The sequence below is a fragment of the Vibrio sp. 10N.261.52.A1 genome (assembly GCF_002876325.1).
In the GTDB taxonomy this organism is placed as follows: domain Bacteria; phylum Pseudomonadota; class Gammaproteobacteria; order Enterobacterales; family Vibrionaceae; genus Vibrio; species Vibrio chagasii.
This window is the reverse complement of sequence record NZ_MCYD01000925.1, coordinates 1-2606: the sequence shown is the minus strand read 5'-3', so window position 1 is coordinate 2606 and position 2606 is coordinate 1. Positions and strand designations below refer to the sequence as shown.

The 2606-nt window shown below is 41.9% G+C and carries 5 protein-coding genes; 3 read left to right on the top strand and 2 right to left on the bottom strand.

Translation table 11 applies throughout. The features are described from left to right. Positions 1 to 67: 67 nt before the first annotated feature. Positions 68 to 694: a D-Ala-D-Ala carboxypeptidase family metallohydrolase gene (locus BCT81_RS20140; protein WP_102425588.1), complete on the bottom strand. Its 627-nt coding sequence runs from the start codon at positions 692 to 694 to the stop codon at positions 68 to 70. 145 nt (positions 695 to 839) lie between these two features. Then, complete coding sequence (locus BCT81_RS20135) at positions 840 to 1154, bottom strand: DUF496 family protein (RefSeq protein ID WP_004742367.1); 315 nt, start codon at positions 1152 to 1154, stop codon at positions 840 to 842. A gap of 195 nt (positions 1155 to 1349) precedes the next feature. On the opposite strand from BCT81_RS20135, the gene BCT81_RS20130 reads away from it, so the two are divergent. From BCT81_RS20130 to BCT81_RS20120, 3 genes are all read left to right on the top strand, one after another. Further along, positions 1350 to 1550, top strand: a complete 201-nt coding sequence (locus tag BCT81_RS20130; protein WP_102425587.1) for a hypothetical protein — start codon at positions 1350 to 1352, stop codon at positions 1548 to 1550. A gap of 63 nt (positions 1551 to 1613) precedes the next feature. Beyond that, on the top strand, positions 1614 to 2270 hold the full coding sequence (locus BCT81_RS20125; protein WP_102425586.1) for a YceH family protein: 657 nt from the start codon (positions 1614 to 1616) through the stop codon (positions 2268 to 2270). Beyond that, positions 2271 to 2585, top strand: a complete 315-nt coding sequence (locus BCT81_RS20120; protein WP_102425585.1) for a GIY-YIG nuclease family protein — start codon at positions 2271 to 2273, stop codon at positions 2583 to 2585. The last annotated feature ends 21 nt before the right edge of the window (positions 2586 to 2606 follow it).

Genomic DNA, 2606 nt, shown 5'->3' with positions numbered 1-2606 from the left:
GTGTTGCTCTTTTGTAGTCAAAAAGACACTTGCAATTTATATGTCTTTTTGACTTTTAAGTGTGTTTTTACCATTGTCTAAAGCCACAAGTATCAATATGGAAACGAACACCAGAATACAAACCCAGACCAACGTTATTTTTCTGCCCAAACTCAGCATGAATTTTTTTGAGTTTTACGTGCAGTTGTTCTCGAGTAATGTCATTCGCTGGGACTAGGTCCAAGGCGCAGAATTCTAAGTGTTTACTTCGTAGTGCACCGCCAGCTTGTTGGTTATAAAGCTGAGTTCTTTCACCAGATACAGGAATCACCACACCGATTTCAGGCTCAATGTATTGTTGAATGTATTTTAAGGTGTTGATCATATTCGGCACGTTCTTCTTATCAGGAAGAGTAAACAAGGTGGTGTTGCTCATCGCCCAGTCTGTTCCTTGTAATAGCACCAGATGCAAAGGCATGCTTTGGGTGATTCCAGCATCTTTGAGCTGCTGTCCAATCTCTCTTACTTTGTCTTCAGCGTGATTAAGTAGCATCCAGCCTCGAAATGCCGAACGAGTCGGAACCTTGTAGCCATGAACGTCAACCACGAGATCGTCATAAGTGATTTCGGTATTTTCGGTATAAAGCCTCTCAAACTCTTGTGGATAGGGTTGAGTTGATGACAGCGCTAAGGTGATCAGAATGGTTGAGTACATAAGTTGACTCCATTTCTTACGTTGACCTTGATAATGATATTTGAATCATTAAATACGTAGGCTTAAGTATAGACACTGGAATTTAGGTACAAAAAAACCCACTACAAAGAGTGGGTTACTAAACAAGTCATCCAACTTTGTAAGATTACTTCTTACCTTGGATTTGCTTGTCTTCTTCTGTCAGCTCACGGATACGACGGCTGATGTCGCGACGAGCTTTAGAAATCTCTGCACTCTTGATGATGTGGTCATCAACACGATCTTCGTAGTCAGCTTTCATGTTTTTGATGATGCCTAGAATCTCATCGTGAGTCATCTCTGGCTTGATGTAATCAAGTAGGTTATCAAGAAGGTCGACACGCTTACGGTTGTCACGAACTTTCTTTTCGTTGTCTAGCAGTTCACGCTTAAGTTTGTTCTTACGTCGTGCTTGGTTAACAATTTCAAATACGCTGCTCATAGATTCCTTTTCCTATTCGTCAAATACGTTATCTGGTTCTGATTAAAGCACATCAATTGATGATGTAACAGTCTTTAGATCAAAGCAAAAGTAAGGTTGTTTAATTATTCGTCACTCTCACCGATGTGTGATTGTTTTTATCTCGCCGTTCAAGTTAGTATCCAATGTAGATACTGCATTGATACGAAATGTGAAATGAATCAACAACAATTGGAAACCGAAGATTCAGGTGATAAAGCGACTGAACCTTCAGCAGAGCAAAACAAGCTTCGTGATGCGTATGTAAAAGAGCGTACTTATTTGGAAGTCGTGGAAATAGAGCTAAACCGTTCTAAGATCATAATGATTGATGAACAGGGTAGAAAGAAGCGAATACCAATTTTGTCTGAGCACTAGTCCTAGGTGACTGCATTGTTTAGTGCTGAGACGGAATCACCAAAATAATAAAAAGGAATAACGATGAACACAGTACTTTCCCCAATTGAAGCGAGAATCATTGGTTGCTTGATTGAAAAAGAAGTGACGACTCCCGATCATTACCCACTTACGTTAAACAGTCTGACCACAGCTTGTAATCAGAAAAGCAATCGAGAGCCTGTTCTGTCGTTGTCTGAGTCAGAAGTATTAGATGCCGTTGATGGCTTGATTGCTCGCCGCATGGTGAGTGACGAAAGTAGTTTTAATAGTCGTGTTAATAAGTATCAGCATCGCTTCTGCAATACTGAATTTGGTGATCTGCAATTTACAGAACAAGAGCGCGCGATCATCTGTTGTATGTTACTGCGTGGTCCACAAACGCCGGGCGAATTACGTACGAGGACAGGGCGCTTAGCGAATTTCACTGATGTAAAAGAGGTGGAAGCAACGCTCGAAAAGTTAGCGACCCGTGAAGCTGGCGCATTGGTTGTTAAACTACCGCGTGAAGCAGGTAAGCGTGAGTCACGTTATCAGCATTTACTCAGCGGTGAAGTCGATGTTGAAGCGTTTGCGACGGCATCTGCAGGCGTTGCAGCACCGTCAGCATCGAGAGAGAAGCTGGAAGAGCTAGAATCCGAAGTTGCAAGCCTAAGAGCTGAAGTGGCCGAGTTGAAAGCTCTGGTTGAATCTCTGCTTTAAATGTCTGAATCTGAGAACAAGGCGGATTGGGTCGTGTACCTGATCCGCAATCGTCATAACGCTTTATATTGTGGTGTTACCAATAATCTACAACGCCGCTTTGAGCAGCACCAAACTGGTAAAGGTGCCAAAGCCTTAAAAGGCAAGGGGCCGCTGAAGTTAGTTTGGAGTATGGAGACCCAGTCGAAAAGTGAGGCTCTGAAAACCGAATACGCGATCAAACAATTACCTAAGTTACGTAAAGAAAAGTTAGTATCACTAAAACTTATCATTGAGTGGCAAGACGACAACATTCAATATATCGAAGTCTCATAATTCATACCTAAAATAGTGACT

Excerpts from the sequence above, each read along its gene's own strand:
- BCT81_RS20135 (WP_004742367.1), bottom strand. The coding sequence starts at position 1,154 with ATGAGCAGCGTATTTGAAATTGTTAACCAAGCACGACGTAAGAACAAA.
- BCT81_RS20140 (WP_102425588.1), bottom strand. The coding sequence starts at position 694 with ATGTACTCAACCATTCTGATCACCTTAGCGCTGTCATCAACTCAACCC.
- BCT81_RS20130 (WP_102425587.1), top strand. The coding sequence starts at position 1,350 with ATGAATCAACAACAATTGGAAACCGAAGATTCAGGTGATAAAGCGACT.
- BCT81_RS20125 (WP_102425586.1), top strand. The coding sequence starts at position 1,614 with ATGAACACAGTACTTTCCCCAATTGAAGCGAGAATCATTGGTTGCTTG.
- BCT81_RS20120 (WP_102425585.1), top strand. The coding sequence starts at position 2,271 with ATGTCTGAATCTGAGAACAAGGCGGATTGGGTCGTGTACCTGATCCGC.